We start from the raw sequence: 21,947 nt of genomic DNA, 5'->3' as shown, positions 1-21,947 counted from the left end.
CAGGGGCCAGGGGAGGAAGCAATGGCGCTCGATGGACGTTGCATGTGCGGGGCGGTCACCTGGACCTATTCCGGGGACACCACGCGAAACCTGGTCTGTCACTGCGCCGACTGTCAGCGGGCGACATCCGCTCCCTTCACCGCCTTCCTGGGCATGAGGCCGGAGCAACTGAGATGGACGGGCGACATCAGGCACTATGAAAGCAGCCCGAATACGTTTCGCGGATTCTGCCCATCCTGCGGCACGAGGCTCTGTTTCCGTTCCGACAGATGGCCTCACGAGATCCACGTTCACGCCGCCACCATGGCGAATCCGCAGGACTACCTGCCGGACGCGCAGGTCTTCATGCCCTCGCGCGCGAAATGGCTCGACCGGCTGCCGTCGATTCCGGTCCATGATGGCTTTCAGCAACAGCCGGCGGATCAGTCAGGCGCCTGATCCTCCGGCGTCGAACACAAAAAAAGCCGGGCGCGAGGCCCGGCTTTTCCGTGTCGTGGCTTGGACGACTTAGAACTTCATACCGACGCCGAAGGTGACGCGGTTGTCCTTCGACTTGACGTTGCCGGTTGGACCAAAGTCCTTGTCGCCGTAATCGGTGTAGCGATACTCGACGCGGCCGAACACGTTGTCGGTGATCTTGATGTCGGAGCCGACGCCGGCCGTCCAGCCGACCATCGCCTTGCTGTCGTTGGTGCCGAGGAGGTCATCCGTGATCTTCTGGTTCTTGGCGGCGAGACCGCCGGTGCCATAGAGCAGGATTTCCGGGGTCACCGCGTAGCCGAGGCGGGCGCGCAGCGAGCCTTCGAGGCCGCCCTTGGCATGGATGCCGGCGCTGTCGCCCTTGACGCCGTTGTAGCCGAGATCGGCTTCAGCGCCGTAGACGAAGTTCTCCTGCTGCCACTGATAGCCGCCGAAGACGCCGCCGATGAAGCCCTTGGTCTTCACGTTGACGCCCTGATCCCGGGCATCGGCATGACCGCTGAAGCCGTAGCCGAGGCTGATACCGGCGTAGGGGCCGGCCCAGGAGGCGACGGGAAGTTCGGCGACCGGGGCGGGGGCCGGCGGCTCTTCCTGGACCACGTCCGCGGCATAAGCGGTACCGCCGAGGGCGAAGAGCCCGAGCGCAACCGCCAGCGGCCGCGCAAACTTGAGATTGGCTTGCATTGTTGTTTTACTCCTTAAGCCACAAGACACTAGGCTTTTATGTTCATGAATGCCCCGGCCCGTCCGGGGGGATAAACGGGCCTGGCGCTCAACGGTTCCAAATGTCGTGCTGAAATACGGCTGAAGCGAACCTGAACTTGGGTCATTCCCTGGCGCGAATGAGGCTGAAAGGTGACGTTGCAACTTCGCAACAGCGAATGTCAGCAGGCTAATCATGTTGCGCTGCACACCGCTTGGTTCAAGGGGTCCGGCGACATATATTGCGCTATGAGAAGCCCCGAATCCGGGCCGGCAAGCGTGCGTACGGGCCGCTTCGCCACATTCCTGCCCCAGGTGGAAATGGCATTTAACTCTTGGCCCGTCATATTGTGCCGGCTTCCCGGAATCGTGAAGCCGATTGAGGATTGACAACATGAATGAAGCCGCTGGCGTGGCGCTGGTGACGGGGGGAGCGAGAAGGATCGGCAAGGCGATTGTCGAGGATCTGGCCGCGCATGGCTTTGCCGTCGCCATCCACGCCAACCGTTCCGGAGCCGAGGCCGAGGCCCTGGCAAGCCGCATCAGGGACAAGGGCGGCCGCGCCGCCGTGGTTGTCGCCGATCTCACCGACATGGACGCGGTCGGCGATGTCGTCGGCCGCTCCGAAGCCGCCCTTGGCCCGGTAACGCTGCTCGTCAACAACGCCTCCTTGTTCGTCGACGACCGGATCGAGGATTTCGACTGGCAGGCTTGGGACCGCCACTTCGCCATCCATGTGAAGGCGCCGGCGCTGCTGGCGCAGAATTTTGCTCGCGCCTTGCCGGAAGGCGCAGAGGGGCTGATCGTCAATGTCGTCGATCAGCGTGTCTGGCGGCCGACGCCGCGCTATTTCTCCTATGCGCTGTCGAAATCGGCGCTGTGGACACAAACGCAGATGCTGGCGCAGGCGCTCGGGCCGCGCATTCGCGTCAACGCCATCGGCCCCGGCCCGACGCTGAAGAACAAGCGCCAGGACGACGAGGATTTCGGCAGGCAGGTCGAAGGCCTGATCCTGAAGCGGGGCCCGCAATTGCCGGAATTCGGCGCCACCATCCGCTATCTCTGGGAGGCGCGCTCGGTGACCGGCCAGATGATCGCGCTCGACGGCGGCCAGCATCTTGCATGGCAGACGCCCGATGTGACAGGCATGGTGGAATGAGTCCCGCAGACCACAAGCATAGACGAAACGGCGCCGCCGATCTGCCGCCCGATGTCGACCCCGAAATCGACATCGAGGACGAGGCGGCGGAGGAGATCGTCGAGCCCGAAGCGGTTCTGGCCGCTCCCGACGTCGCCTTCACCGCGATAGACTGGACGCCGCATGCCGGCGACGCCGACGGCATGGTCGGCGCCGAGGTGATCCAGACCTTCGTCAAGCGGCTGCCCAATCAGCCCGGCGTCTACCGCATGATGAACGCCGCCGGCGACGTGCTCTATGTCGGCAAGGCGCGCAGCCTGAAGAAGCGCGTCACCAACTACGCGCAGGGGCGCTTCCACACGGCGCGCATCGGCCGCATGGTGCGCGAGACGGCGACGATGGAGTTCGTCGTCACCCGCACCGAGATCGAGGCGCTGCTGCTCGAGGCGAACCTCATCAAGCGGCTCAGGCCCCGCTTCAACGTCTTGATGCGGGACGACAAGTCGTTTCCCTACATCCTGCTCACCGGCGATCATGTCTCGCCCGGCATTTACAAGCATCGCGGCGCGCGCTCGCGCAAGGGCGACTATTTCGGCCCCTTCGCGTCGGCCGGCGCGGTCGGGCGCACCATCAATTCGCTGCAGCGCGCCTTCCTGCTGCGGAGCTGCACGGACTCCTTTTACGAGAACCGCACGCGGCCCTGTCTGCTCTACCAGATCAAGCGCTGTGCCGGCCCCTGCACCGGCGAAATCTCGCATCAGGGTTATGCCGAACTGGTCGCCGAGGCGAAGGATTTTCTCTCCGGCCGCAGCCAGAAGGTGAAGACCGAGATTTCGGCCGCCATGCAGCAGGCCTCGGCAGAACTCGATTTCGAGCGCGCCGCCATCTATCGCGACCGCCTAGCGGCGCTCTCGCATGTGCAGGCGCATCAGGGCATCAACCCGCAGACGGTCGAGGAAGCGGACGTCTTCGCCATCCACCAGGAAGGCGGCCAGACCTGCATCCAGGTGTTCTTCTTCCGCACCGGCCAGAACTGGGGCAACCGCGCTTACTTCCCCAAGGCCGATCCGGCGCTGGAGCCCGCCGAGGTGCTGGGCTCGTTCCTGGCGCAGTTCTATGACGACAAGCTGCCGGCGCGCACGCTGCTTCTCTCCCGGGCGGTGCAGGAGCAGCAGCTGCTCGCCGAAGCGCTCTCCACCCGCGCCGGACGCAGGATAGCGATCTCGGTGCCGCAGCGCGGCGAGAAGAAGGATCTGACCGACCACGCGCTGCAGAACGCCCGCGAGGCGCTCGGGCGGCGGCTGGCGGAAACCTCGACCCAGGCGCGGCTGCTCACGGGTTTCGCCGAGACCTTCGGCCTGCAAAAGCCGCCCGCGCGCATCGAGGTCTACGACAACTCGCACATCATGGGCACCAACGCGGTCGGCGCCATGGTCGTCGCGGGGCCGGAAGGTTTTGTGAAGAACCAGTACCGGAAATTCAACATCCGCTCGACCGAGATCACGCCGGGCGACGATTTCGGCATGATGCGCGAGGTGATGGAGCGGCGTTTCTCGCGGCTGCTCAGGGAACACGGCGACACCAAATCTTCAGGCGCGGCGGGCGCCGAGGCCGAGGACGATACGGCCGAGGACCTTGTCGAAGCCGACGGCGGCTTCCCGGCCTGGCCGGACGTCATCCTGATCGACGGCGGCCAGGGCCAGATGACGGCGGTGCGCAAGATCTTGTCCGATCTCGGCATCGAGGACCGCGTCGTCGCCATCGGCATCGCCAAGGGGCCCGACCGCGACGCCGGCCGCGAGCGCTTCTTCGTCAAGGGCAGGGACTCCTTCATGCTGCCGGTGCGCGACCCGGTGCTCTATTTCGTCCAGCGCCTGCGCGACGAGGTGCACCGCTTCGCCATCGGCTCGCACCGCGCCCGCCGCAAGAAGGAGATGGTCAAGAGCCCGCTCGACGAGATCGCCGGCATCGGTCCCGGCCGCAAGCGGGCGCTGCTCCATCATTTCGGCACCGCCAAGGCGGTCAGCCGCGCCGCGGTCGAGGACCTGGTCAAGGTCGACGGCATTTCCGAGCATGTGGCGAAGCTGGTCTACAACCATTTTCATGACAGCTGACCATTCTTGCGCCTATTTTGGGCTGACCAATCGAATCTCGCCTGTTGACCCCCCACATCGGCTTCTGATTTGAGTAGGCAGGCGGAGAAGAGTTCCCGATCAGATATGGCCCAGCGCGCGTTCAACCTGCCGAACATCCTCACCTACGCCCGCATCATCGCGGTGCCGCTGGTGGTGCTGTGCTTTTTCCTCGAGGGCCATCTGAAATCCTCCGACTTCGCCCGCTGGTCGGCGCTGGTCATCTTCCTGCTCGCCTCCATCACCGACTATTTCGACGGCTACTTCGCGCGCGCCTGGCAGCAGACCTCCAACATAGGCAAGATGCTCGACCCGATCGCCGACAAGCTTCTGGTCGCCACCTGCCTGCTGCTTTTGGCCGCCGACACCGACCGGCATGGCGGCATCGCCGGCTGGTCGCTCTGGGCGGCGATCATCATCCTGTGCCGCGAGATACTGGTCTCGGGCCTGCGTGAATACCTGGCCGCCTTGAAGGTCTCGGTGCCGGTGACGCAGCTCGCCAAATGGAAGACAACCATCCAGATGGTCGCCATCGCCTTCCTTCTCGTCGGCCCGGCCGGCGACAAGATCTTTCCGCTGACCACCCAGATCGGCCTGGTGCTGCTGTGGATCGCAGCGCTCGTCACGCTCTATACTGGCTACGACTATTTCCGCGCCGGCCTGAAGCACATCATGGACGAGTGAAATGTCGACGAAACTCATCTATTTCGCCTGGGTACGCGAGCGGATCGGCAAGCCGGAAGAAGATGTCGAGCTGCCGGCCGGCATCGAGACGGTCGCCGACCTGTTGCGCTGGCTGAAGTCGCGCGGCGAGGAATATGAAAACGCCCTGCAATATCCGGACGTCATCCGCGTCGCCATCAACCAGGAACATGTCGGCCACCGCGAGAAGATCGCGGGCGCGCGCGAGATCGCGCTTTTCCCGCCGATGACCGGAGGCTGAGGTGGCGAGCACGATCGTGCCGGCCATTCGCGTCCAGCGCGAGGATTTCGACGTCGCCGCCGAGATCGCCGCCCTGACGAAGGGCCGCGCCGACATCGGCGCCGTGGTCACGTTCTCGGGTCTCTGCCGCGACGAAGAGGGCGCGCTCGCGGCGCTCGAGCTCGAGCACTATCCAGGCATGGCCGAGGCCGAGATCGGCCGCATCGCCGCCGAGGCGGTTCTGCGCTGGCCGCTGCAGGGGCTCACCGTCATCCACCGCCACGGAAAGATCGCGCCCGGCGAGAACATCGTGCTGGTGGTTGCGGCCTCCGCGCACCGGCAAGCGGCCTTCGAGGCGGCGAATTTCTTGATGGATTATTTGAAGTCGCGCGCACCTTTCTGGAAGAAGGAGCACCGCGCCGACGGCTCCGAAGGCGGCTGGGTCGAGGCCAAGGAAGCCGACGACGAGGCCGCCGGCCGCTGGAAGAAATCAGACAAATAAATCCGGCCCCGGCCATTGAACGACCGCAATCCTTGCCGACCCTGCAAATCGGTTTGATTTGCTTGGCGGAGCAATCTCATGCTGGACAGGATCGCGGAGTTCTTCATCTTCGGCCTGGTGCCGCTGGTGGTCGGCGTGCTTGCCGTGCCGGAACTCTCGGGCGCCGCCGAAAAGACGCTGACAGGCGAAGTTACCTATCGCGAGCGCATCGCGCTGCCGCCCGATGCTGTGCTTTCGGTTGAGCTCGCCGACGTCTCGCTGGCCGACGCGCCGGCGACGATCATCGGCCAGCGCAAGATCGTGCCGGCCGGCCAGGTGCCGATCAGATTCGAGATCGCCTTCGATCCGAAGACGGTTCTGCCCGGCAGGACCTATGCGCTGCAGGCCCGCATCACCGTCGACGACCGGCTGCTGTTCGTCACCGACACTCGGCACCAGGTCGATCCGCTGGACGGCAAGCCGCAGACGATCGTGCTGAAGATGGCGGCGTCCTGACGCCCGCGGGACGGACGCAGCGGGATGCCGGAATTCCTACGGCGGCGATTGTTGATGCATGTCGCCCAAAAGTGCGAAGCGGTGGTGGGAGAATGACATGCATCAAAACCAAGACTTGAAGCGCGTCGCTTGAATTCGCTTCAGCGCGACGCGCTTTTTGGGAATAATTCAGGTACCCAAAGCGTTCACTTCCGAGATGGCGGGCAGGCAAAAGGGACATGTCCCTTCACTGACACTGCCAGACCGAAGGCGCGGTTCGATCTGGCCACTCAAAGGAGACCAGATATGAAAAAGCACGCGCTCATCCTTGCAGCAGCAGGCGTATCGTTGATAGCGCTTGCCGGTTTCGCCAGGGCGGACGACCATCTATTCAATGCCGAGCAGCACGGTCTCAGTCCCGACAGCCAGCCCTTCCAGACCAATAAGGCCGGCCACAGCGGCGACCTCGCGCCAGGACAGGGCAGTCCGTTCACCGGCGAGGAGACCAAGACGCCGGCCACCGACACCGACGCGGCGAACGATCATGCGAATGTGAAAGAGCGCCAGGCGAAGTAACGCACCTTCTGATGCCGGCGGAGCAGCGCCCCGCTCTGTCTTGCCGGCCATCTCCCCCATGAGGGGGAAGATTGGCAGCTTCGTCGGCAGCCCTGCTTTGCACGGTAGGATTTGTTTTTCCCGCTCGCATCGTGCCTTCTTTGTTAACGTGGTTCACTGAGTGGAATCGCATTTGGAAAGGCATGAAGCGATGACCCTTGCGGCCTGCGCCCTGGTCCTGATCGGCGGGTTCTTCGGCGGTATTTGCCGCTTCTTCCTGTCGGGCCTCGTCGGCCGCAGCGTCGGCGAGACCTTTCCCTGGGGCACGCTGGCGGTCAACGTCTCCGGCGCGCTCGCCATCGGCGCCTTCGCCGGCGCGGCCCGCGCAGTCGGCGGCGTCTTTTCCGCCGAGCTGGTGCGCGACCTGATCGTGGTCGGCCTGTTCGGCGGCTACACCACGGTTTCGTCCTTCTGCCTGCAGACGCTGAACCTGGCGCTCGACGGCGAGCGGCGGCTCGCCGTCTTCAACACCGTCGCCTCGGCGGCGCTCTGCGTGCTTGCCGTAGCGCTCGGCTTTTGGGCCGTCGCGCGGATGGCAGGGTAAAGCGCCATGTCCGGAAACGACGGACGGACGGCCCTGCGGCTTTATCTGGCGGTCGGCTGCGGCGCAGCCATGGGCTCCCTGGTGCGCTTCCTGTCCGGCTACGTCATCGTCTCGCTGCTGGGCTTGAGCGCGCTTCTTGCAACGGCTTTCGTCAATGTCGTCGGCTCGTGGGTCATCATGTTCTTCGCCACGCTGACCCGGCCGGACGGGCGCCTGATGGTCGGCCCGGCCAGCCGCCAGTTCGTCACCGGCGGCTTCTGCGGCGGCCTCACCACCTTTTCGGCGATGAGCCTCGACACCTTCATCCTGCTTTTCGAGGGCGACCTTAGCCTCGCCACGACCTATCTTGTCAGTGTCGTGGTGCTGTCGCTCGCTTCGGCCTGGCTCGGCTATCTCATGGCGGCCAGGTTCAACCGCTTGCCGATCACCAGGTGATCAGGGAGGAGAACATGGAACTTCCCAGCCAATGCGTGCTGCTCAGGATCTTCTTCGGCGAGGACGACAAAGCGGCCGACGGCAAGCCGCTGCACGAGGCGATCGTCATCAAGGCACGCGAGACAGGCATGGCCGGCGCGACCGTGCTCAGGGGGCCGCTCGGCTTCGGCCGCTCGAGCGTGCTCCACACCGCCAAGATCCTGCGCCTGTCGCAGGACCTGCCCATCGTCGTCGAGATCGTCGATGCGCCGGAGAAGATCGATGCGCTGATCCCTCAGATCAAGGCGCTGACCAACAGCTGCCTGATCACCAGGGAGAAGGTCGAGGTTATCCGCTACGGCGACGGGGATTGAACCCGACCGACCGCTCGATCAGCCATGGCGAAGGCGGCGACCGATCGCGTCTTCGTCGAAAATGCCCGCGGAAAAGAGCTTCATGGCTTCGATCGCCAACTCGGAGGCTTCGGGGCTGCCGCGGGTAATGCCCCGCTCTTCGCAGACCTGGTCATAGATACGCTTCAACAGGACGAGATCGTCCGGATATGCAACGCCGCTTTTGGAAACATGGGGTTTAATCATGCTTCCCTCCCTACTCGTGGGCGGAAGCGCGATGGTCGCTCACAGCCGGCGACGCCCGTGTCATCTGTCGCCGATCAGCTTGATCTAGGGCGCGCGGTTCGGTCGCCCACCCTGCCGCACGAAAAAGGCGGCCCGAGGCCGCCCTTCATTGCAAAGCCGAAGCTTGCCGTTCAGCCGACGATTTCGGTGTCGGAGAACCAGTAGCGGATCTCCTGCGCGGCGGTTTCCGGCGCGTCCGAGCCGTGCACCGAATTCTCGCCGATCGACAGCGCATGCACCTTGCGGATAGTGCCCTCGGCGGCGTTGGCCGGGTTGGTGGCGCCCATAACTTCGCGGTTCTTGGCAATGGCGTTTTCGCCTTCCAGCACCTGCACGACGGTCGGGCCCGACGACATGAACTCGACCAGCTCGCCGAAGAACGGGCGATCCTTGTGGACGGCGTAGAAGCCTTCGGCCTCGCGGCGGCTCATCCACACGCGGCGCGAAGCGATGACGCGCAGACCCGCGTCTTCCAGCATCTTGGTGATGGCGCCCGTCAGATTGCGCTTGGTCGCATCCGGCTTGATCATGGAGAAGGTGCGTTCGATCGCCATTGGCTCGTCCTTGTTCTGGGAATGGAAATTGGAGTGGCGGGCTCTATACAGGCCGCTTCGCACCTTGCCAAGGGGAGGCGGCTTCTGGTCAAGGCAGGCTGTTTGCGGGATAATTCAAGCGTGTCTCCCGAAAGTGGGAACCGATTTCGGGACGAAGACATGCGTAAGATCAAAATCTAAAGCGCATGGAGCGATCTGAAGGATCGCGCTGCGCTTTAGACGGCTGCGGGCGCGCTTCGCATGCAGGTCCGGGCGTCGCGGCAGCGGAGCCGGAGGCGATGAACTGGCCATACCTCAGACGCGGCGATGTCGCCGGCATCCTGCTGATGGCCGTGGTTCTTGCCGCGATCGTCTTCGTCCTGCTGTTCTTTCCGCAAACCGGACAGCAGAATTTCGGCTTCGGCCCGGAATGGCAATGCGCGCGCATGGAAAAAGGCGATCCGATCTGCGTCAGGCTGGTCGACAAAGCACCAGCAAATCTCCCCCCTTGAGGGGGAGATGGCCGGCAGGCCAGAGGGGTTGTCTCACATAGAGCGCCAGCGCCTTCCGCAAACGCCAAATCAGGTCGGCGCTCCACGCGCTGCGACCCCCTCTGTCGTCTTCGGCGACATCTCCCCTCGAGGGGGCAGATCACGAGAGTCACGCCGCCGCCGCAACCCGCCGACCGATCCCGCCATGCAGGTCGAGGCAGCGTTCGAACCACTGCGCGACGCTGTCGTCGGCCTCGAGCAGCCGGTAGGGCGAGGCGATGCGCGCCCATTGCAGCGCCCCGAACACGATGTAGTCGGCAAACAGCGGTGCCTCGCCACCGATGAAGGGCTGGTAGCTGAACATCGAGCGCAGCGGATTCAGCGAGGCGCGGAAGCCGGCGAGCCCAGCATCACGGCCGGCCACCACATCTTCCAGCCGCTTGCCGTAGCTCTGCTCGCGGCTCTCGCGGAAGTAGCGGGCATTCGTTTCGTCCTGCATGGCGTTGAGGTCGGTGAGCGCTACCGTGGCGACGTAAGGATGGATGGTGAGCTGCGACCAGCGCTCGATGAAGCGCGCCATCGCCTTGCCGCCTTCGCCGGAAAACAGCGTCGGTCGCTCCGGATAGGCCTCGTCGAGATAGAGCGCGATGGCGAAGGAATCGGCCACCACGCGGTCGCCGTCGCGGATCACCGGCACCGTCTTCGACACGCCGCCCTCCACTTTGGGCACTTCCAGGAAGCGCGTCGGCACCTTGGTGGCGTCGAGCCCCTTGTGAGCCAGCGCCATTTTCGTCTTCCAGCAATGCGGGCTGAACGGACGTTGCGTGTCGTGGCCGACGAGGTCATAGAACAGAATGGTCATTGCGGTTCCTGCGGGTTACGAAGAGCCGGGATTCGTGGCGAGCCGGATGGAAGAATGAAACAGCATTTCATGATGTTTGCGGCCTACAATCAATGGGCCAACGCGCGCATCTACGATGCCGCTGCCGATCTCCACGAGGAAGAACTCGGCCGCGACGTCGGCGCTTTCTTCGGCTCGATGCTGGGCACGCTCAATCATCTGCTCGTCACCGATCGCATCTGGATGAAGCGCTTTACGGGCGAGGGGGACGCGCCCTCAAACCTCGCGACGATCCTCTACAGCGCCTTCCCGGGCTTGCGTCTGGCACGCGAGGCCGAGGACAGGAGGATCGTCGACTGGGTGAGCGGCATGAGCGACAAAGCGTTCACCGGACGTTTTTCCTATATGACGACCGACATGCGCACCGTCTCGCAGCGGCTGGCGCCGGCGCTCAGCCATCTTTTCAACCACCAGACCCATCATCGCGGCCAGGTGCATATGTGCCTCACCGTGCTCGGCAGGCCCTCCGTGCCGCTCGACCTGATGCTGTTCCAACGCTCCGAGGAAGGCCGCGCCTACGCTTGAGGCGTTCGCCCGGGAGGAGCTCCGCCTTCGAGCAGCGTTGCCACGGCGGCGCATCGCATTCCCGAACAGTCACTGCGGACCGGCCCGGCCATATCCTGGGCAGCCGAATTTGGGGTCGGGATTATGTTGATTAAAGTTAAAATAAAGTAAAAATACTAAATAAGGTATAATATACTTCGATACATTGAGTCAATAAATGGAAAACCACAGCCGATTATCGAAATGCGTTAGCGAAACTGAGCGAAAACCTGCGCGTAACTATTCGTGCGCTCCGCTCTTGTAGGCAATCAATACTTGCATGAGCGGTGCAAGTGGTGCTGATTTTAGAGGAGAGTGTCATGCCTAGCATCGCTCAGAAAGTCGCTCGAACTCTGGCCTGCGGCACAATTGTTGCTGTTTTGTCCGCTCCGGCCCATGCGGATGGGATAAACGTCGGTGTCGGCGCGTCTGTCGGCGGCGGCATTAACGCTGGTGCGGGCGCGTCCGTCGGCGGCAGGGGAGGCATCGATGCCGGCCTCGGCGCCTCGGTCGGCGGGGCGAGCGGCGTGAATGCCGGCGCTATCGCATCGGTGGGCGGCTCGAACGGCATCGACGCCGACGCCACGGCATCCATCGGCGGCTCCAACGGCGTCGACGCCGCTGTGGACGCAAATGTTGGCGACGGCGCCGGCACAACCCTTGGTCTTGGGGTCGGCGACACCGGAGTTGGCGTTAGCGTCGGGACCGCCGCTGCGCTGAGCGCGCCGAGTACGCCTGGGGCATCGGTGACGCCGCGAGCGAGGACGGCCGTTGCCCAGCTGTCCAGCACGCAACTGACCAGGATGAAGAAGCGCTGCGCCGAGGTGTTGTCCAGCGCAGGAACTTACGACAGCGACCTGAGGGCGCTCTGCCTGATGATCTCGCGCCGTTGATGCATGGCGCTCGTCCAAAGCCGTTGCTTTGGGCAATGCATCACAGGTGGCTCGGTTCCAGGTCGCGGTTCGGGCAAGGATCATGCGTCGGACAGGCGCTCCCATCCCGTGGCCCGCGTTTTGCCGGTAAGGCGCGGGCCTTGCCGCGCGCGAGCCATGCGACGCTGCTTGTCGCGCCCTGCCGCGGCAGGTCCTGATCGTTGATGAGGTTCAAACATTAAGGAAAACTCGTATATCATTTTGAAACAACGAATTTTTCCCTGAAAGGATGGAACCCTGACGGGTTCCGTTCGTAATACCTTCGTTCCCTTTCGCACAGGCATGCGCACGGACACGGTGCTCCGACGATGCGGTGCGGAAAAAATTGTGGCAACGAAGGAGAATGCCATGAATGGTATCGTAGAGAAAATCGCCGGCATGTTGGTCGGCGGCATCGCCATTCTCGTCGTGCCGGCACATGCTGATGGTCTCGACATCGGCTTTGGCATCGATAACAGCGGCACCGGTAGCTCGGGCGGCTTAACCATCGGCACGGGGAGCTCGAGCGGTCTCGGCACGGGCTTTGGCAGCAATATCGGCGGCGTCGGCGTGGGTAGCATCGGCGGCCTCAACGTCGGCACGGGCATCTCGATCGGCGGCACCACGGGCACGACCGCCGGCACTTCGTTCGGCGCCACGGGTGGCGTCGGCGGCACCGTGGGTGGCTCCGGCAGCCTCAACACCGGCACGGGCACCTCGATCGGCGGCTCCACGGGTACCACCACTGGTTCCGGCATGTTCGGTGGAACCGGTGGCCTCAGCGGTAGTGGTACCTTGGGCGGTTCGGGCGGCACGACCGCGCCCTAAAGCAATCGGGAAAGCGCCCGGCGGCTTTCCGTCCGCAACTGCTTGAAACAAATCCCATCAAAGCGGAGAGCGCTCCGACATGATCTCCGACCGCGCGGTTTGCAGCAGGAAAGCCCGCCGCCACGATGGCGGGCTTTCTGGAACCGCGCCGCATCTAACCGAGCTTGGCTGCCGGTTAACCAAGCCCGCATTGAAGCTAATGTATTAGGACTTCGTTTGCGCTCGCGCTGCACAATAAGGCAGTTGCAGTGGGAGCAAATGCCATGCGCATCGATTTGTCCCCCACCAGTTGGGGCAGGGTCGTGGCCGTCACCGTCGCCGGGACCGCCTTCTTCATTGCTGTCGCCTTCTTTGTCGATTCCTTCAACTTTCCCTCACTGTCGCCCGACGCGCTGCTCTGGGCCAAGCTCACCGACCTGTTCCTGCCGCTTGTCCTTGGCGGTTCCTTCCTTTTCTTCCTGATGTGGAAGATGCGCCAGCTGGCGATCGCCCAGAAGGAGCTCAGCATCGTCGCCGCGACCGACAGCCTGACGGCGGTCTTCAACCGCGGCGCCTTCTCGATGCTGGTCGAGGCTTATCTCGAGCAGGCGCGCAGCCATGACGTCGCCGATGCCGGCGCGCTGCTGATCGTCGATGCCGACCATTTCAAGTCGATCAACGACCGTCTCGGCCACGATTGCGGCGACCAGGCGCTGAAGCTGATCGCCAGGACGATCCAGGGCCAGCTCCACGGCGCCGACATCGTCGGGCGCATCGGCGGCGAGGAATTCGCGGTCTTCCTTCCGGGCGCCGACGCGACGCGCTCTTTCCTGGTCGCGGAATCGATCAGGCTGCGCATCCGCGAGGCCGAGTTCGCGCCCGGCGGCCAGCCATGCCCGCTCTCGGTCAGCATCGGCGGCATCGCCTTCAGCGGGCCTACCACCTATCACGCCATGTTCCAGGTCGCCGACAGGCATCTCTACAGGGCGAAGTCGAACGGACGCGACCAGGTGAGCTTCGAAAGCCCGCGCAGCGTGCTTCCGGACGACGTCGCCGGCACGTTTCATTGATCAGCTCTGCGCTGCAGAGACCGCGGAGCTGTCACTGGTGGCTGCGGTTGAGCAGCGGCCTGTGCTGACGGGTCAGCTGGCGCTCGACGTCGAGATAGGTCGGACAAGGCCCGCCCCCGTCAATGCCGGCTCCGGCTGGTGGACGACTGCCGTCAGCATGCCATGCGCCGTGAGCAGGCCAAGCCACTTCAGCGCTTCCCATTTCGGTCGCGCCGCCATGCCCGGCCAGGCTCCGGTAGCCGGGATAGGAGAGCAGCCGTTTGCCGACCGGCGCGCGCGAAGCGCCGATCCTGACCGGCTTGCCGTCGGCGGTTATCCAGGCATAGACGGCCTCGCCGAGCTCGCATGCCGCTGGGTCGGTTATCGCAACCCGGATCGACGACTTGTCCCGGCCGAACCTCATTTCCGCTGCCGGCTTGAACTGGTCGCGATCGAGCAACATCCGCCCCCCTGCTGCATGTCCGCAAACCTGCGTGGGGGAGGCGAACGTTCTGTGCGGTGTTTCACGCAGCCGCCTGTTCTATGCGATGTTTCACGCAACACCGGAAAAGTTTCGCGAAATCCGGCGGCGAGCATGCATGTCGGAAGGCCGGATTGAACGACAAAACCCGCCCGAGAACCATCAGGCGGGTTTCGTCTAAAGCATGTCTCCCGAAAGTGGAAACCGGTTTCGGGTCAAAGACATGCGTAAATCAAAACCAAAGCGCATGGAGCGAATCCGAAGGATCGCGACGCGCTTTAGGCGTCCATAGGCTGCACCGGGCACTGATCTCAGGCGGCGAAGCCACTCTGGCCGCGCGCGACCGGCTTCACCGAGACGGTCGGCTGGTCCGACGGCCACAGGATCCCGGCGGTTGCCGCGAAGGTGATCAGCGCGTCGCGCGCCGACTCGGCGGAGATTTCGCCGGCCCGCGCGGCCGCGCAAGCCTTCACCGCGGCACCGTAGCTCAGCCGCCGGCGCGACGGCGGGAATTCGGTCAGGAACTCGTGCATGCCTGACAGCGAGGCGATCATGCGCTTGTGGCCGGCGCCGACACTGACCGCGACCGGGGTGAAGAACATCCTGTCGTGCATTTAGACCTCTCGAATGGGCGGAGGTGGCGGGGCTGCCAGCCTCGGTCTTGGGGTGGGACGCCACTCAACGCGCCTTGCGGCAGGAGGTTCCTCGGGCCAGGGATCTCTTTTCGCGCCTGCCAAAAAGAGCGGCCATCACGGGCCGGAGCCGGCGGTGATTGCCACTTCTGCTGGGGGTTGCGGCACGTGGTAGTGCGCCGACAGCACCAGCAGAAGGATCGCAACTCCGGCGAACAATATCGCGACAATGTTGACGAAAAGCTGGCCGGCCAGCTCACCCAGCCGTTGCCGCCAGTTCGTCGCCGATGGAATTAAGCGCATTTCTCACCTATCCTCGGCGGTGCCGCTTCGAGGCCCGCGTCACACGTCAGCGATGGGCCCGGCCTTACCGGTACCAGCCTCGGTGGAGGCCGCAGCTCGAGACACGCTTCACGACCCAATGGCCGTGATGCCAGCGCCTGTGCTCCCTGACCATGCAGTCGTGACGGTGGCCGTAGCGATATCCGTCGCGCATCTCGTACCGGCCTCTGTAGCGCCAGTCGTCGCTGCGCATATGGTGGCGGCGCCAGTAATAGTCGTCATTGTACCTGCCCATGCCGTCATCGGTGGTGATGGTCAGGCTCGTCGCCTGGGTCGGAGCCGTTGTCGGCGCCATGGCGGCCACGCCAAGCATGGCGGCTAGAATGAGGTTCTTCATTGCTGCCTCCTTGCATTAGATTTTCCTAACAGAAACCCTTTTCCGGGTGAAAAGTTCCACGACGAAAGCGCAAGCCGATCGCCCGTCTTGGCGTTCTGGTGCGGAGCGGCGTCCGCGATATTTCTGGGCGGACGGCCTAAAGCGCGTCGCGATCTTTCAGATTCGCTCCTTACGCTTTAGGTTTTGATTTTACGCATGTCTTAGTCCCGAAACCGGTTCCCACTTTCGGGAGACATGCTTTATTTCCACATGCCGCGCATGCGCGCGCCGAGGTCGACCTTGACGCCTGGACGCTGCCGCGGGTCGTCCTTGATGGCGGCGCTTGCCCACGACGTCTGCTCGAAGGCGGAAAGCATCGAGGTGGGGATGAAGCGGGTGCGCGAGGCATAGATATGGCGGTCGCCGCGCGCCGGCTGGTTGTGCGGATAGAAGCGCTGCGGCACCATCAGGTGCAGGCTGTCCTTGGCCCGCGTCATGGCCACATAGAGCAGCCGGCGTTCCTCCTCGATGTCTTCCTTGGTGCCGACGCCGAGATCGGCCGGGATGCAGCCGTCGACGGTGTTGAGCACGAAGACGTTCTTCCATTCCTGCCCCTTGGCTGAATGGATGGTGGACAGGATGAGGTAGTCCTCGTCGCGATGCGGCGGGCCGGCCTGGTCGCTGGTGGCGTCGGGCGGGTCGAGCGTCAGCTCGGTCAGGAAGCGCTCGCGCGAGGGATAGCCCGATGCGATCTGCTCGAGCTGCAAGAGGTCGGCCCGGCGCGTGATGGCATCCTCGTGGATGCGCTCCAGATGCGGCTCGTACCAGAGCCTGACCCGCTCGAGATCAGCCGGCCATTTCGGCCCGGTGCGCAGCCCGCTGTAGATGTCGAGGAACACCGGCCAGTCTTGAGCTGCGCGCTGCGGCGGCCGGAAGCGGGCAAGGCCCAGCGTCTCGTCCAGCGAGGTCGCCATCGCCTCGACGATCTGCGAGGCGGCCGAAGGCCCGATGCCCGGCATGAGCTGCAGCACGCGGAAGCCGGCGACGCGGTCGCGCGGGTTCTCCGCGAAGCGCAGCATCGCCAGCATGTCCTTGACATGAGCGGCGTCGAGGAATTTCAGCCCGCCGAACTTCACGAAGGGGATGTTGCGGCGCGTGAGCTCCACTTCCAGCGGCCCGCTGTGATGCGAGGCGCGGAAGAGCACCGCCTGCGCCTTAAGCGCCGTGCCGGCCTCGCGCTCGGCAAGGATCGCCTGGCAGACATAGTTGGCCTGCTCGGCCTCGTCGCGCACGCTCACCAGTTGTGGCTTGTGGGAGGACCGGCGCTCGGTCCAGAGGTTCTTGGTGAAGCGCTCGCTCGCCTCGCCGATCACCTTGTTGGCGGCGGCAAGGATCGTCTCGGTCGAGCGGTAGTTGCGCTCCAGCATGACGATCTCGGCGCCCTGCGCGAACTGCTTTGGAAAGTCGAGGATGTTGCGCACTTCCGCCGCGCGGAAGGAATAGATCGACTGCGCGTCGTCGCCCACTACGGTCAGCCCCGCGCCGTCCGGCTTGAGCGCCAGGAGGATCGAGGACTGCAGCCGGTTGGTGTCCTGATATTCGTCGACCAGCACATGGTCGAAGCGAGAGGAAAGATGCGCGGCGATCTCCGGCTCGGCCGCCATCTGCGCCCAGTAGAGCAAAAGGTCGTCGTAGTCGAGCACGTTCTGCGCCTGCTTGGCCTCAACATAACGGGCGAACAACTCCTTCAGTTGTTCTGCCCACCCCGCGCACCAGGGAAAGGCCGAACCCAGCACTTCGCCGAGCGGCGCCTGCGCGTTCACAGCCCGAGAATAGATCTGCAGGCAGGTGCTTTTTGTGGGAAAGCGGCTTTCGGTCTTGGAAAAGCCGAGCTCATGCCGGGCGAGGTTCATCAGGTCGGCGGAATCTTCGCGGTCGTGGATGGTGAAGGCGGGATCGAGGCCGATCTGCTCGGCATAGTCGCGGAGCAGCCTTGCGCCGATGCCATGAAAGGTGCCGGCCCAGGCGAGCGCATCGGCGATGATGGCGGCGTCGCGCCCCAGCACCTCGCCGGCGATGCGCTCGACGCGCTTGGCCATCTCTCCCGCCGCGCGGCGAGAAAACGTCATCAGCAGGATGCGCCGAGGATCGGCGCCCTTGACGATGAGGTGCGCCACCCGATGCGCCAGCGTGTTGGTCTTGCCGGATCCGGCGCCGGCGATCACCAGCAGGGGTGCCGCCACCTTGCCGTCGCCATGCACCACCGCCAGCCGCTGCTCGTCATTCAGCCGGGCAAGATAGGCGGGCGCTTCGAAGGACGAATCACGGGCGGCGATGTTCATCGCCCATCAAGCATCGTTTCCGCTTTGTTCGCAACGGGGTTGAGGTGTCGAGTGCGTTCGCAATTGGCGAAGGCCGGAGTGACGGCCAATCTGCCCCCTTGTGGGGGGATGGGCTGTAACTACCTTTTCGGCTCCACCCCCATCGCCGCCGACTGGCGCCGCAGCCTACGCCGTTCGTCCGGCGGCGCGGCATCGTCGGACATCTCCTCTATGATCCGCATCGTGACGCGGTAAGTGGTGTAGGCGAACAGGCCGACGAGCAGCAGACGGATCATGACCATCTCCTCGCTAAAGCATGTCTCCCGAAAGTGGGAACCGGTCTCGGGACAAAGACATGCGTAGAATCAAAAACCTAAAGCGCAGGGAGCGAATCTGAAAGATCGCGACGCGCTTTAGTCCCCGAAACTCAACCGGAGACTGGCGGGATGGTTCCCGCCGGCGCACGCAACCAAACCGCCACCGCCCCGTTTGCCTCAAAGAAAAGGGGCGAACGAGAGGAGGTCGTCATGATGAAGCTTCCTGTGCTGCTGGCTCTTGCGGCAGGGCTCGCGCTCGCCGCCTGCGACAATAGCGTGCCGCCCACCAAAGCGCCCGCGGACCAGAACCCGCAGATCGACAAGAACCCGGTACCGAAGTCGACCACCGGCGGCGACCAGCCCGGCACGCCGCCGAAGCAGTGATGGCGCCGAGGCGGGCAGGAATACTCTGCCGGAACGGGCGGGCGGTGATCGGGAAATGATCCTGCCGCCACAGAAGAAGGCCGGCGCTGCTTGGGAGGAAGCTGGAAAGCGCCGGCCAAGCGGGAAATCAGGCCCGCCGCAAGACAAACCATAGCTGAGTCTTGCCGCTGGGTCAGGAGCACGGCTTTCAAGGCTTGGGGAAATCCGCCTGGAATTCTTGTGATTGTGTGGAATCTACAACAGCTGAGGTCACCAACAACAATGACGAGGCTATGCCTTTTATTTAATGTGGCCCATCATAGTTTCATCTGCGTCTGATCGGCTGGAGGGCTTGAAGACAGGGCAACTCGCCTCACGCCATCGCCGCCCTGGCCAGCGGCATGCCGGCGATCTCGAGGTCCAGCTGGCGCTGCGTCAGCGCCGCCTCGGCCATGATCCACTGCTTGAACAGCTCCACCTTGCGCGCGCCGAGCGCCTTGACGGGGCTGACGAAATACCAGCCGGCGCTGTTGGGATGGTGGACCGCGAAGGGCGCCACCAGCCGTTCGGCGCGGATGTCGCTTGCCATATAGGCGCGGTTGGCAACGGCAAAGCCCATGCCCGCATTGGCCGCCTCGTAGGACATCATGCAGGAATCGAAATAGATGCTCCTGGTCTCGCCGAGCACGAAGCTTGCGCCGGCAAAACCCAACCATGACTGCCAGTTCTGGGTGCAGGTGTCGGAGTGGAGCAGGGTGAAGTGCCTGAGGTCCTCGGGCGTCACCCTGGACAGCGGCTTGTCGCCCAGCACCTGGTGGAACAGCTTGCGGCTGCACACCGGCGTCAGGTCCTCCTTGAACAGCAGCTCGGATTTGAGGCCGGGGAAGTTGCCGTCGCCATAGCGAATCTCGAAGTCGTATTCGGAGGTCGCGAATTCATGCGTGGCGTAGGAGGTCGAGACCCGCATCTCGATATCCGGATACTGCTGCTGGAAGCTGGCAAGCCGCGGAAACAGCCAGCGCGCGGCGAAGGTCGGCAGCACGCAGATCTTCAGCACATGCGCCTGCGATTGTCCGGTCGCCTCCATGCTGGCCGCCACGATCCGCTCCAGCGCCTCGCGCACCCGCGCCACATAGGTCTCGCCTTCCGGGGTCAGCGACACCGCATTGCCGCCGCGCTGGAAGATCTTGAAGCGCAGCTGGTCCTCCAGGCTTTTGACCCGCTGGCTGACGGCGGAAGCGGTGATGAACTGCTCTTCGCCGGCGCGCGTGAAGTTGCGGTGCCGGGCGGCGCTCTCCACGATTTTCAGCGAGTTTAAGTTGACCTGACTGAGCAGACGCACGGGGGTTCGACCTTTAGCTGGGCTTAAAGTAGCACCAGCATTCCTAAATTTACAGGGGAGGGCGGCTTAATCGACTGTTTACCAAGTGTTGCCCCCACCTTGGAGAAGTAGAATGAACGCCCATACAATCCCCGAACTGCGCTATGCGATGAGCCGTGAAGCCATCATCGGTCATGATACGGCGTGGAAAGTGTCGAGCTTCGGCGTCGCCCAGTATCTTCACGGCTACGACCCCCAACTGCTCGCCGCGATCGAGGAGGCGGCGCTCAAGCTCAAGGCCAGCCATGCCGTGCACAAGCATCTCGACCTCACCTTCATCACCGGCGCCGACCGCTACATTCCGGAGATCAAGGAGCTGCTCAACGACAAGCTGCGCCTGGAACGGCTGTCCGACATGATGGGCACCAAGCTCGAACCCTATCCGCTGTCGATCGTCGGCTCGACCGTCACCTTCATGAACCCCAAGGACGGCGCCGTCGAATGGCATTGCGATGGCGTTCCGGTGACGGAGCTCGTTCCGCTCTCGATCAGCGACCCTCTGATCGGCGGCCATCTTGAGATCTATTGCGACGATTCCGAGACCGGCCGCGCCATTCTCGAATCCGGCCGCGACCTGCCGCGCAACAAGGTCATGCGCATCGACCACAAGATGAACTACGCCACGCTTGGCCAGTTCCTCGGCGTGCTCCATCGAACCGCGCCGATCCAGCTCGGCTCGCGTGTCACGCTGGTGCTCAACCAGCGCTCGGCGACGAAGCCCTATGTCGACGACAACCGCATGTTCTACCTTGCCGCCGACAACGATCACGACCGGGCCTGGGTGAACGAGCTGGCCGACGATGTGTGGACCAACCAGCTGCCGGCCTATCGCCGCCACGCGGAAGAGCATCCCATGCCGAAGCCGGCCGTGGAGCCGGTCTCGGGCGGAGCCAGGGAGTCGTGGTAGCGAGTGATGACCCGGCTCGGCTGTCCTCGGCGTCGCCGAGCCTCGTCCCGGTCATGGCCGAAAGCCAGCAATCCCGGTCCGGCGCCGCCTCGGCGGCGGCGCTGGCCTTTGCCTTCGGCGCCGTGGCGCTCTGGGCGACCAATGCCCTGGTCGGCAAGACGTTGCTCGCCCACCACCCGGTATCGCATGTGCAGTTCCTGCAGTTCTGCGGCGCCGCGCTGGTCTTTGCGCTGATCAGGCTCTTCCCTTCCCCCCTTGTGGGGGAAGGTGGCCTCGCGAAGCGAGGTCGGATGAGGGGTGCTGGACGGATCGCCGACGCTGGAGTTTCTTCTAGCACCCCTCATCCGTCTCGGCGCTGCGCGCCGATCCACCTTCTCCCACAAGGGGAGAAGGGGAATGCTGCGCTCGCCCACGCCGTCGGCTTCATCGGGCTGGTCGGCACCATGGTGCTGCAATATATCGCCTTTGCCTCGATGCCGGTCATCGAGGCGAATTTGGTCGCCTACACCTGGCCGCTGATGATCGCCGCCGCGGTCATCGCGCTTGGCCGCTCGCGGCGCCCGCTGCTGCTTGGGCTCACCGCCGCGCTCGGCTTCGCCGGCGTGGCGCTGGTGATCTCGGGTGGGCGGGCGCAGGCCTGGTTCGAAGGCAGCCTCGTCGGTTATTGCGCGGCCTTCGGCTCGGCGCTTTGCATGGCCCTCTATTCGCTCGCCGTCGGCCGCCTCGCCGTGCCGCCGGACCGGCTTCTGCTGCCCTCGGCGCTGATCGGCGTGGCGCTGACCTTCGCCTGGAGCCTGCATGACGGCGCCGCCGGCCTGAGCGGCACGCACCTGCTGCTCGGTCTCTATCTCGGCGCCGGGCCGATGGGACTCGGCTATTATTTCTGGTCGCGTGCGCTGAGCCTCGACCAGGGCGGACGGCTCGCGGTCGTCGCTTATCTCACGCCGATCGCTTCAACGCTCTTATTGGCGCTGTCGGGCGAAAGCCTGTCGATGACGGCCATTGCCGGTGCCGTCCTCGTCATCGGCAGTTGCATTGCCGTCGGCATCGAACGCTCGGAGGTCTGAAGACCATGCCAGGAAGCATGCCAA

At 64.1% G+C, this 21,947-nt stretch carries 30 protein-coding genes; 19 read left to right on the top strand and 11 right to left on the bottom strand.

All coding sequences use genetic code 11. The features are described 5' to 3' along the window. Positions 1–21: 21 nt before the first annotated feature. Positions 22–438 carry a GFA family protein gene (locus QAZ22_RS26100; RefSeq protein WP_278203584.1) on the top strand — a complete coding sequence of 139 codons (417 nt, stop codon included), beginning with the start codon at positions 22–24 and terminating at the stop codon, positions 436–438. Positions 439–507: 69 nt separating this feature from the next. Here QAZ22_RS26100 and QAZ22_RS26095 read toward each other — a convergent pair whose 3' ends face one another. Continuing rightward, the gene (locus QAZ22_RS26095; RefSeq protein ID WP_278203583.1) at positions 508–1,164 is read right to left on the bottom strand and encodes an outer membrane protein; all 657 of its coding nucleotides are present in this window, start codon (positions 1,162–1,164) and stop codon (positions 508–510) included. 412 nt (positions 1,165–1,576) lie between these two features. Here QAZ22_RS26095 and QAZ22_RS26090 point away from each other — a divergent pair, with 412 nt between their 5' ends. The 10 genes from QAZ22_RS26090 (at position 1,577) to QAZ22_RS26045 (ending at position 8,297) form a co-directional block, all read left to right on the top strand. Next, on the top strand, positions 1,577–2,341 hold the full coding sequence (locus tag QAZ22_RS26090; protein WP_278203582.1) for an SDR family oxidoreductase: 765 nt from the start codon (positions 1,577–1,579) through the stop codon (positions 2,339–2,341). Beyond that, complete coding sequence (uvrC, locus tag QAZ22_RS26085) at positions 2,338–4,434, top strand: excinuclease ABC subunit UvrC (RefSeq protein ID WP_278203581.1); 2,097 nt, start codon at positions 2,338–2,340, stop codon at positions 4,432–4,434. The genes QAZ22_RS26090 and uvrC overlap by 4 nt, the downstream gene beginning before the upstream one ends. A 105-nt stretch (positions 4,435–4,539) precedes the next feature. Then, positions 4,540–5,136, top strand: a complete 597-nt coding sequence (pgsA, locus tag QAZ22_RS26080; protein ID WP_128257719.1) for a CDP-diacylglycerol--glycerol-3-phosphate 3-phosphatidyltransferase — start codon at positions 4,540–4,542, stop codon at positions 5,134–5,136. Position 5,137: 1 nt separating this feature from the next. Further along, a complete protein-coding gene (gene moaD, locus QAZ22_RS26075) occupies positions 5,138–5,395 on the top strand; it encodes a molybdopterin converting factor subunit 1 (protein WP_127861528.1) in 258 nt (85 codons plus the stop codon). 1 nt (position 5,396) lies between these two features. Further along, positions 5,397–5,876 (top strand): molybdenum cofactor biosynthesis protein MoaE, encoded by a 480-nt coding sequence (locus QAZ22_RS26070; protein WP_278203579.1) that lies wholly within the window; start codon positions 5,397–5,399, stop codon positions 5,874–5,876. A 78-nt stretch (positions 5,877–5,954) separates the two neighbouring features. After that, a complete protein-coding gene (locus tag QAZ22_RS26065) occupies positions 5,955–6,371 on the top strand; it encodes a YbaY family lipoprotein (RefSeq protein WP_278203577.1) in 417 nt (138 codons plus the stop codon). A 285-nt stretch (positions 6,372–6,656) separates the two neighbouring features. Next, on the top strand, positions 6,657–6,926 hold the full coding sequence (locus QAZ22_RS26060; protein WP_278203575.1) for a hypothetical protein: 270 nt from the start codon (positions 6,657–6,659) through the stop codon (positions 6,924–6,926). 190 nt (positions 6,927–7,116) lie between these two features. Continuing rightward, positions 7,117–7,509: a fluoride efflux transporter CrcB gene (crcB, locus tag QAZ22_RS26055; protein WP_278203574.1), complete on the top strand. Its 393-nt coding sequence runs from the start codon at positions 7,117–7,119 to the stop codon at positions 7,507–7,509. Positions 7,510–7,515: 6 nt separating this feature from the next. After that, positions 7,516–7,944 (top strand): fluoride efflux transporter CrcB, encoded by a 429-nt coding sequence (gene crcB / locus QAZ22_RS26050; RefSeq protein WP_278203573.1) that lies wholly within the window; start codon positions 7,516–7,518, stop codon positions 7,942–7,944. 14 nt (positions 7,945–7,958) lie between these two features. After that, positions 7,959–8,297, top strand: coding sequence for a DUF190 domain-containing protein (locus QAZ22_RS26045; protein ID WP_278203572.1), 339 nt, complete (start codon positions 7,959–7,961; stop codon positions 8,295–8,297). Positions 8,298–8,315: 18 nt separating this feature from the next. On the opposite strand, the gene QAZ22_RS26040 is transcribed toward QAZ22_RS26045, so the two are convergent. Beyond that, positions 8,316–8,465 carry a hypothetical protein gene (locus QAZ22_RS26040; RefSeq protein WP_278203571.1) on the bottom strand — a complete coding sequence of 50 codons (150 nt, stop codon included), beginning with the start codon at positions 8,463–8,465 and terminating at the stop codon, positions 8,316–8,318. A gap of 227 nt (positions 8,466–8,692) precedes the next feature. Further along, positions 8,693–9,115, bottom strand: coding sequence for a nucleoside-diphosphate kinase (gene ndk / locus QAZ22_RS26035; RefSeq protein ID WP_278203570.1), 423 nt, complete (start codon positions 9,113–9,115; stop codon positions 8,693–8,695). A 278-nt stretch (positions 9,116–9,393) separates the two neighbouring features. Between ndk and QAZ22_RS26030 the strand changes: the two genes are divergently transcribed. Beyond that, complete coding sequence (locus QAZ22_RS26030; RefSeq protein ID WP_278203569.1) at positions 9,394–9,606, top strand: hypothetical protein; 213 nt, start codon at positions 9,394–9,396, stop codon at positions 9,604–9,606. A 148-nt stretch (positions 9,607–9,754) separates the two neighbouring features. On the opposite strand, the gene QAZ22_RS26025 is transcribed toward QAZ22_RS26030, so the two are convergent. After that, positions 9,755–10,447: a glutathione S-transferase family protein gene (locus QAZ22_RS26025; RefSeq protein ID WP_278203568.1), complete on the bottom strand. Its 693-nt coding sequence runs from the start codon at positions 10,445–10,447 to the stop codon at positions 9,755–9,757. A gap of 54 nt (positions 10,448–10,501) precedes the next feature. On the opposite strand from QAZ22_RS26025, the gene QAZ22_RS26020 reads away from it, so the two are divergent. The 4 genes from QAZ22_RS26020 (at position 10,502) to QAZ22_RS26005 (ending at position 13,817) form a co-directional block, all read left to right on the top strand. Next, on the top strand, positions 10,502–11,011 hold the full coding sequence (locus QAZ22_RS26020; protein WP_278203567.1) for a DinB family protein: 510 nt from the start codon (positions 10,502–10,504) through the stop codon (positions 11,009–11,011). A gap of 338 nt (positions 11,012–11,349) precedes the next feature. Then, positions 11,350–11,922 (top strand): hypothetical protein, encoded by a 573-nt coding sequence (locus tag QAZ22_RS26015; protein WP_278203566.1) that lies wholly within the window; start codon positions 11,350–11,352, stop codon positions 11,920–11,922. A 387-nt stretch (positions 11,923–12,309) separates the two neighbouring features. Next, entirely contained in the window at positions 12,310–12,768 is a 459-nt protein-coding gene (locus tag QAZ22_RS26010) for a hypothetical protein (RefSeq protein WP_278203565.1), read from the top strand. Positions 12,769–13,031: 263 nt separating this feature from the next. Then, positions 13,032–13,817, top strand: a complete 786-nt coding sequence (locus QAZ22_RS26005) for a GGDEF domain-containing protein (RefSeq protein WP_278203564.1) — start codon at positions 13,032–13,034, stop codon at positions 13,815–13,817. Between the two features lie 31 nt (positions 13,818–13,848). On the opposite strand, the gene QAZ22_RS26000 is transcribed toward QAZ22_RS26005, so the two are convergent. The 6 genes from QAZ22_RS26000 to QAZ22_RS25975 form a co-directional block, all read right to left on the bottom strand. Beyond that, positions 13,849–14,259, bottom strand: a complete 411-nt coding sequence (locus QAZ22_RS26000; RefSeq protein ID WP_278203563.1) for a hypothetical protein — start codon at positions 14,257–14,259, stop codon at positions 13,849–13,851. 329 nt (positions 14,260–14,588) lie between these two features. Beyond that, positions 14,589–14,891 carry a DUF982 domain-containing protein gene (locus tag QAZ22_RS25995; RefSeq protein WP_278203562.1) on the bottom strand — a complete coding sequence of 101 codons (303 nt, stop codon included), beginning with the start codon at positions 14,889–14,891 and terminating at the stop codon, positions 14,589–14,591. 135 nt (positions 14,892–15,026) lie between these two features. After that, on the bottom strand, positions 15,027–15,212 hold the full coding sequence (locus tag QAZ22_RS25990; protein WP_278203561.1) for a hypothetical protein: 186 nt from the start codon (positions 15,210–15,212) through the stop codon (positions 15,027–15,029). A 64-nt stretch (positions 15,213–15,276) separates the two neighbouring features. After that, entirely contained in the window at positions 15,277–15,588 is a 312-nt protein-coding gene (locus QAZ22_RS25985) for a hypothetical protein (protein ID WP_278203560.1), read from the bottom strand. A 239-nt stretch (positions 15,589–15,827) separates the two neighbouring features. Next, complete coding sequence (locus tag QAZ22_RS25980; protein WP_278203559.1) at positions 15,828–17,909, bottom strand: ATP-dependent helicase; 2,082 nt, start codon at positions 17,907–17,909, stop codon at positions 15,828–15,830. A 119-nt stretch (positions 17,910–18,028) separates the two neighbouring features. Beyond that, on the bottom strand, positions 18,029–18,184 hold the full coding sequence (locus QAZ22_RS25975) for a hypothetical protein (protein ID WP_278203558.1): 156 nt from the start codon (positions 18,182–18,184) through the stop codon (positions 18,029–18,031). A gap of 231 nt (positions 18,185–18,415) precedes the next feature. Between QAZ22_RS25975 and QAZ22_RS25970 the strand changes: the two genes are divergently transcribed. After that, positions 18,416–18,589 (top strand): hypothetical protein, encoded by a 174-nt coding sequence (locus QAZ22_RS25970; RefSeq protein ID WP_278203557.1) that lies wholly within the window; start codon positions 18,416–18,418, stop codon positions 18,587–18,589. 352 nt (positions 18,590–18,941) lie between these two features. On the opposite strand, the gene QAZ22_RS25965 is transcribed toward QAZ22_RS25970, so the two are convergent. Continuing rightward, positions 18,942–19,910: a LysR substrate-binding domain-containing protein gene (locus tag QAZ22_RS25965; RefSeq protein ID WP_278203556.1), complete on the bottom strand. Its 969-nt coding sequence runs from the start codon at positions 19,908–19,910 to the stop codon at positions 18,942–18,944. A 112-nt stretch (positions 19,911–20,022) separates the two neighbouring features. Between QAZ22_RS25965 and QAZ22_RS25960 the strand changes: the two genes are divergently transcribed. Next, on the top strand, positions 20,023–20,856 hold the full coding sequence (locus QAZ22_RS25960; protein ID WP_278203555.1) for a hypothetical protein: 834 nt from the start codon (positions 20,023–20,025) through the stop codon (positions 20,854–20,856). Positions 20,857–20,909: 53 nt separating this feature from the next. After that, entirely contained in the window at positions 20,910–21,923 is a 1,014-nt protein-coding gene (locus QAZ22_RS25955) for a DMT family transporter (RefSeq protein ID WP_278207943.1), read from the top strand. Positions 21,924–21,947: the final 24 nt, after the last annotated feature.

Origin of the sequence: Mesorhizobium sp. WSM4906 (assembly GCF_029674625.1) — a bacterium.
Lineage (GTDB): Bacteria > Pseudomonadota > Alphaproteobacteria > Rhizobiales > Rhizobiaceae > Mesorhizobium.
This window is presented reverse-complemented; position numbering and strand designations above follow the sequence as displayed.

Bases quoted from the DNA above. Each gene is read 5' to 3' on its own strand.
- QAZ22_RS25960 (WP_278203555.1), top strand. From the start codon at position 20,023: ATGAACGCCCATACAATCCCCGAACTGCGCTATGCGATGAGCCGTGAA.
- QAZ22_RS25955 (WP_278207943.1), top strand. From the start codon at position 20,910: ATGGCCGAAAGCCAGCAATCCCGGTCCGGCGCCGCCTCGGCGGCGGCG.
- crcB (WP_278203573.1), top strand. From the start codon at position 7,516: ATGTCCGGAAACGACGGACGGACGGCCCTGCGGCTTTATCTGGCGGTC.
- uvrC (WP_278203581.1), top strand. From the start codon at position 2,338: ATGAGTCCCGCAGACCACAAGCATAGACGAAACGGCGCCGCCGATCTG.
- QAZ22_RS25980 (WP_278203559.1), bottom strand. From the start codon at position 17,909: ATGAACATCGCCGCCCGTGATTCGTCCTTCGAAGCGCCCGCCTATCTT.
- QAZ22_RS26095 (WP_278203583.1), bottom strand. From the start codon at position 1,164: ATGCAAGCCAATCTCAAGTTTGCGCGGCCGCTGGCGGTTGCGCTCGGG.
- QAZ22_RS26010 (WP_278203565.1), top strand. From the start codon at position 12,310: ATGAATGGTATCGTAGAGAAAATCGCCGGCATGTTGGTCGGCGGCATC.
- QAZ22_RS26100 (WP_278203584.1), top strand. From the start codon at position 22: ATGGCGCTCGATGGACGTTGCATGTGCGGGGCGGTCACCTGGACCTAT.
- moaD (WP_127861528.1), top strand. From the start codon at position 5,138: ATGTCGACGAAACTCATCTATTTCGCCTGGGTACGCGAGCGGATCGGC.
- pgsA (WP_128257719.1), top strand. From the start codon at position 4,540: ATGGCCCAGCGCGCGTTCAACCTGCCGAACATCCTCACCTACGCCCGC.
- QAZ22_RS26025 (WP_278203568.1), bottom strand. From the start codon at position 10,447: ATGACCATTCTGTTCTATGACCTCGTCGGCCACGACACGCAACGTCCG.
- QAZ22_RS26005 (WP_278203564.1), top strand. From the start codon at position 13,032: ATGCGCATCGATTTGTCCCCCACCAGTTGGGGCAGGGTCGTGGCCGTC.
- QAZ22_RS26045 (WP_278203572.1), top strand. From the start codon at position 7,959: ATGGAACTTCCCAGCCAATGCGTGCTGCTCAGGATCTTCTTCGGCGAG.
- QAZ22_RS26020 (WP_278203567.1), top strand. From the start codon at position 10,502: ATGAAACAGCATTTCATGATGTTTGCGGCCTACAATCAATGGGCCAAC.
- QAZ22_RS26060 (WP_278203575.1), top strand. From the start codon at position 6,657: ATGAAAAAGCACGCGCTCATCCTTGCAGCAGCAGGCGTATCGTTGATA.
- QAZ22_RS25975 (WP_278203558.1), bottom strand. From the start codon at position 18,184: ATGATCCGTCTGCTGCTCGTCGGCCTGTTCGCCTACACCACTTACCGC.
- QAZ22_RS26000 (WP_278203563.1), bottom strand. From the start codon at position 14,259: ATGTTGCTCGATCGCGACCAGTTCAAGCCGGCAGCGGAAATGAGGTTC.
- crcB (WP_278203574.1), top strand. From the start codon at position 7,117: ATGACCCTTGCGGCCTGCGCCCTGGTCCTGATCGGCGGGTTCTTCGGC.
- QAZ22_RS25985 (WP_278203560.1), bottom strand. From the start codon at position 15,588: ATGAAGAACCTCATTCTAGCCGCCATGCTTGGCGTGGCCGCCATGGCG.
- QAZ22_RS25990 (WP_278203561.1), bottom strand. From the start codon at position 15,212: ATGCGCTTAATTCCATCGGCGACGAACTGGCGGCAACGGCTGGGTGAG.
- QAZ22_RS26015 (WP_278203566.1), top strand. From the start codon at position 11,350: ATGCCTAGCATCGCTCAGAAAGTCGCTCGAACTCTGGCCTGCGGCACA.
- QAZ22_RS25970 (WP_278203557.1), top strand. From the start codon at position 18,416: ATGATGAAGCTTCCTGTGCTGCTGGCTCTTGCGGCAGGGCTCGCGCTC.
- QAZ22_RS26090 (WP_278203582.1), top strand. From the start codon at position 1,577: ATGAATGAAGCCGCTGGCGTGGCGCTGGTGACGGGGGGAGCGAGAAGG.
- QAZ22_RS26030 (WP_278203569.1), top strand. From the start codon at position 9,394: ATGAACTGGCCATACCTCAGACGCGGCGATGTCGCCGGCATCCTGCTG.
- ndk (WP_278203570.1), bottom strand. From the start codon at position 9,115: ATGGCGATCGAACGCACCTTCTCCATGATCAAGCCGGATGCGACCAAG.
- QAZ22_RS26065 (WP_278203577.1), top strand. From the start codon at position 5,955: ATGCTGGACAGGATCGCGGAGTTCTTCATCTTCGGCCTGGTGCCGCTG.
- QAZ22_RS25995 (WP_278203562.1), bottom strand. From the start codon at position 14,891: ATGCACGACAGGATGTTCTTCACCCCGGTCGCGGTCAGTGTCGGCGCC.